Below are 5,000 nucleotides of genomic sequence, written 5' to 3'. Positions count from 1 at the left end.
CCGCCGAGTCCATCGGCGTGTCGCCTGCCCTGCGGATATCACGATGTACGCCCGGCCGGGCGGTGGCCGGCGGTTTCTAGAGAACCCAGCCCGCCCGGTGGAATACGGCTCGGTCGGCGGAGGGGCGATGCTGGCCCCTTCCAACGGGCCCTTCACCGTCGTCCTGCTGCGTGGATGCTGGAGGGCTCTCGTCGGAACGGCCTCGCTAGGTGAACAAGCCAGCCGAGATGACCACACTGGGCCCCGCGCCCAAGGAGGAGTCCCAATCGGGAACCGGTGTAATCCGTGGCGCCCGCCCCCCCCGCTCGGGACGGGGTGTCAAAGGCGGACGCGTAACGCCACCTACATAGCGGGCGGCTACTGACCTGAGTTGGACCTCCTTAGTGCCCCGCTGAGATGACGCTGGTGATGGCTTGGGCGTCGTCGTCCAGCGGAGTGCGGGCGGTGAGCTCGTGTCCGTCGACGTCGATGACGACGGTATGGATCCGACGCAGGATCCGCACGATCTTCTTGATCGACATGCCGGTGCAATTCTGCAGGTGACGGGCGATCGCGAGGGCCGCGAAGACGATGGTCAGGTGTGCTTCTATCGAGTCGCGGGTGCGGTGAAAGATCGGCCGTGCTTTCAGATCCGACTTGGCCATTCGGAACGACTGCTCGACCTTCCACAAATCGTGATAGGCGGCTACGACGGCGTGGCCATCCATGATCTTCGGGTCGATGTTGGTGACGTAGCCCTTGTAGCCGGCCGACTGGCGGGCCCGCTCGACCGCCGCCTCGTCCAGTGCGACGGTTTGGCCGGTGACCTTCACGAACCGCTGCTTCTTGAGCGGCTCCGCCCGGTCAGCAACCCTTTGGGCGCGGTCGATCTGCGCGTTGAGCGTGCGGCGATCCCGCTGAGCACGTTGCCACTTGTAGTGCCACACCACCCTGCGGTCGCGCTGATCCCGGCCTTGGCCCATCGGGCGAGTCAGTTCCACGACCTCGCCGTCGTCGATGGCGTTGCCACGCCGGCCGAAGTGGTCCTCGAGTTCCTTCGGCGCCTTCGAGGTGCGGGAGGCGACGATGAACGACAGCCCGGCATCCTCCAGGGCGTTGAGGTTCGCCGCCGAGAGCATGCCCGCATCGGCGACGACGACCATGTCGCTCACCTGGTGGCGCTGCTGGAAGGCGGTGATGACCGGGATGAGGGTCTTGGTCTCGGCCTTGTTGCCCTCGAACACGTGGATATCCAGCGGGAACCCGTCCCGGGCGACCAGCAGGCCCACGGTGATCTGCGGGTCGACGCGGCGTTCCTTGCTCATGCCGACCTTGCGTAGGCCGTCTTCCTTCTCGGCCTCGAAGTACAGCGTGGTCAGGTCGTACAACACCAGGGCAGCGCCCGGGCCGCCGGCGGCGGTGACGTGTTCCCAGCACGCGGTCGCCAGCACGGTGCGATAGTCGCGTTCGACGCAGCGAGCAAGCGCCCTCTTGATGCTCGACAGGTGTGGAGCATCGACGCCGATGTCGTCCAGGACACGGGGTGTATCAAGTTTGCTGGTCGGCTCGACCAGCCGGGCGCACACAAGCGTTTTGAACGTCTCATCGGCCACGGCATCGAAGCCGAGTGCGTTGAAGGTGCTAGTCAACGTCTGCCACAGCAGTTCACTGGAGTGTCGGCGCACTACCGCCTCCCCGCCGGAACGGACCTGCGCTTCCGGCTCCAAGCCCAGGTCCAGGGGCTGCTGACCAGCGTGGATCTTGCCCCTGGCCACGGCGATCAACGCCGCCAGCTCGCTTTCGGTGTGCGCGGATCCGATGTGCTCCAAGATCTTCCGCTGGCCGCGTATCTTCTCCACGATCTGCACAGCCGTCGCTCCCGACGACGTTTTCACCTTCCGCACGAACGGGCTCACACCCACAACCTACAGCCCGGCTAGTGCCCCGAATCTCTGACCCGAATTCCGCTGACCAGCAACGATGATCGCCGGTGGCCCCCAGAACCCATCAAGAGGTCCAACTCAGGACTGACCCCACCCCCACTGGTCGCGGGTCTGTGCGGTCGTGGTGTCGCGACACCTCCCGCCCGGGTGGGAGTGTTCGCCGAGCGGTCGGATCTCGGCATGGTGGACGAAGTTCGATATCCGCGACCGGCGAGACCGTCTCGGCGGCGCTGTGTCCCCAGTCGCACTGCGCCCTCTTCGAGGCGGCGGGGTTCGACCTTCGCTCGTGACGGTGGGCCTCGAGCTGCCAGCGCCGTTTCGTTGCACCGGCCGACCTGGTCGGGCATGCGGGAGGTACTCGATCGGGGTGCCGGCGTCTCGCTCGAAGCAGAGCTGGTCGGCCGTCTGTCGAACGGGTATGGCCGACATCGTCGATGACGAGCGACGACGACTCCTGGGAGGCCCGACTCGAGAGCGTGCAGGCATTCGTCCGAGCACTTGCCACGCCGATAGACGTAGGGATCTGAGAGAAACCAGGATTCTCCGCGGTGTCGGTTGCACCGCGAGGTGGTCTGCACTGCGACCGTTCATCCGACCGGTCGTGATCATGGACCGCGCTGCGCTCATTCATGACGCTGGCGCCGATGATGCCGTCGGGCGAGAACGATCCGCGGTCACCGGGATCCGGGTCACCCGTCTCGTCGGCCCCGTAGTCCCCCGATCTGAATGGGAGCCGCGACCGGGACGCCGACCACCGGCACACCCACCCCCAACCCATCACAAGGGTGGGGCCAAATCAAAACAGCACAGCGGGGCCAAATGGGCTTGTCAGTCTCAGGAACACGGCTGATACGCACGTACCATCGCCATGGCCCTCGAACTGGACCTCGATTCGGCCGAGACAGCCCCCGTGCGATGCGATTGCTAGCCCGGTGAGCTCGCCGTCCTCGGTGCTGAAATGTGGACCGGCGACTGCCTTCGTCCGATCCTGCAATGACGATCCCACGCGCGTCCCGGGGTTCAGCCCGCCGTCACCGACCGCTGATCATGAGTCCGCGTTCTGTGCCGAGGGCGAGGGCACCGTCACGCTGCCGCCCGAGATCGGCTCGGCGGGCGCCCTTCTGGTGGCGGAGAGGGACTCGAAGATAGAGGCGGCGCCAACATCAGTCCCGGCGGAATCTACATCCACGAAAGCGGTCCCTGCGCTCCCGTCCAGCCCGGCATCGAGCAGGGGCTCGAGCAACGCACCACTGTCCGCCGACTTCCCCATCCCATGTCCAGTGGGGCGTTCGGGAAAAGGAACACCGTTGTCCCTCCGCGCCGATCGGATCCCCTCGATCTCGGAGTCGCGGACGCTTCCGATCCATGGTTCTCTGAGCAAATCTCCCCGATCGGGGTTCACGAGGGAGTGTCGTCAGGGCCCCCGGTCCGGCGAGGCGCCACGCTCGATCGATAAGTAGCGACCTCGCCGACGCCCTCTGGTGCCCCGGGCCACCTCTGCATGGAACAACTGCCTACGGCCGGATCCTCGCCAGCCGACGGTGCGACGAACCGAAAAGCGCCCAGCCTTGGCGGGCATTAAGCACGAATAGTCGTTCAGACGCCTCCGGTAGTAGAGCAACCGCGGGAAATGAACACGATCTCTGAGGCGTCGCTCGGAGGCCAGGACAGTGTCCGTTCTTCGACCGCACGGCCAGTTGGAGACGAACCCCTGCATCCGGCGATTAGTGGCGGCCGGTGAATGTTCCGGGGACGTCGGATGAGTATCCGAATTGGCGGGTGCCGTTGTCGGGTCCCGGTGGTGAGGTGGTGGGTGTGGAGCAGTTGCGGGGTTCGTTGTTGGCGCGTCGGGTGATGGGTGCTGCCGGCGGTCGGGTGGGGTGAGGGCCGGGCTGGTGGTCGGGGTGTTGTGGGTGGAATGACGAGAGCCCCGAGTCACCTGTGTGGGTGATTCGGGGCTCTCGTGTGAAGTTGTGTTCGGCGGTGACCTACTCTCCCACACCCTCACGAGTGCAGTACCATCGGCGCTGGCAGGCTTAGCTTCCGGGTTCGGAATGGGACCGGGCGTTTCCCTGCCGCTATGGCCGCCGTAACTCTGTGAAACAAGGCCCACGTGTTTTTGCGTGGGTGTGTTGTTTCAGATACTGCACAGTGGACGCGTTGCGATTCTTTAGGGGCTGTTTGTGTGTAAGCCCTCGGCCGATTAGTACCGGTCACCTGCACGCATTGCTGCGCTTCCAGTTCCGGCCTATCAACCCCATGGTCTGTGGGGGGCCTTAACCACGCGAAGGTGGTGAGAAACCTCATCTTGGAACAGGCTTCCCGCTTAGATGCTTTCAGCGGTTATCCCTTCCGAACGTAGCTAACCAGCGATGCTCCTGGTGGAACAACTGGCACACCAGAGGTTCGTCCGTCCCGGTCCTCTCGTACTAGGGACAGCCTTCCTCAAGTTTCTTACGCGCGCGGCGGATAGAGACCGAACTGTCTCACGACGTTCTAAACCCAGCTCGCGTGCCGCTTTAATGGGCGAACAGCCCAACCCTTGGGACCTACTCCAGCCCCAGGATGCGACGAGCCGACATCGAGGTGCCAAACCATCCCGTCGATATGGACTCTTGGGGAAGATCAGCCTGTTATCCCCGGGGTACCTTTTATCCGTTGAGCGACACCGCTTCCACTTGCCGGTGCCGGATCACTAGTCCCGACTTTCGTCCCTGCTCGACGTGTCAGTCTCACAGTCAAGCTCCCTTGTGCACTTGCACTCAACACCTGATTGCCATCCAGGCTGAGGGAACCTTTGGGCGCCTCCGTTACTCTTTAGGAGGCAACCGCCCCAGTTAAACTACCCACCAGGCACTGTCCCTAACCCAGATCATGGGCCGAGGTTAGACGTCCAATACGATCAGAGTGGTATTTCAACAACGACTCCACACACACTGGCGTGCATGCTTCACAGTCTCCCACCTATCCTACACAAACCGAATCGAACGCCAATACCAAGCTATAGTAAAGGTCCCGGGGTCTTTTCGTCCTGCCGCGCGTAACGAGCATCTTTACTCGTAGTGCAATTTCGCCGAG

The 5,000-nt window shown here is 63.8% G+C and carries 1 protein-coding gene and 2 rRNA genes (1 of these 3 cut by a window edge); all 3 read right to left on the bottom strand.

Annotated elements, in window-relative coordinates; translation table 11 throughout:
- Positions 1–380 precede the first annotated feature (380 nt).
- Complete coding sequence (locus tag AB5G72_RS04140) at positions 381–1,895, bottom strand: IS1634 family transposase (RefSeq protein WP_440221064.1); 1,515 nt, start codon at positions 1,893–1,895, stop codon at positions 381–383.
- 2,002 nt (positions 1,896–3,897) lie between these two features.
- Positions 3,898–4,014, bottom strand: a 5S ribosomal RNA gene (gene rrf / locus AB5G72_RS04135).
- 91 nt (positions 4,015–4,105) lie between these two features.
- Positions 4,106–5,000 (bottom strand): 23S ribosomal RNA (locus AB5G72_RS04130) (it continues 2,201 nt past the right edge of the window).

The sequence above is a fragment of the Dietzia sp. MNB45 genome (assembly GCF_051994785.1).
Taxonomy (GTDB): domain Bacteria; phylum Actinomycetota; class Actinomycetes; order Mycobacteriales; family Mycobacteriaceae; genus Dietzia; species Dietzia kunjamensis.
This window is presented reverse-complemented; position numbering and strand designations above follow the sequence as displayed.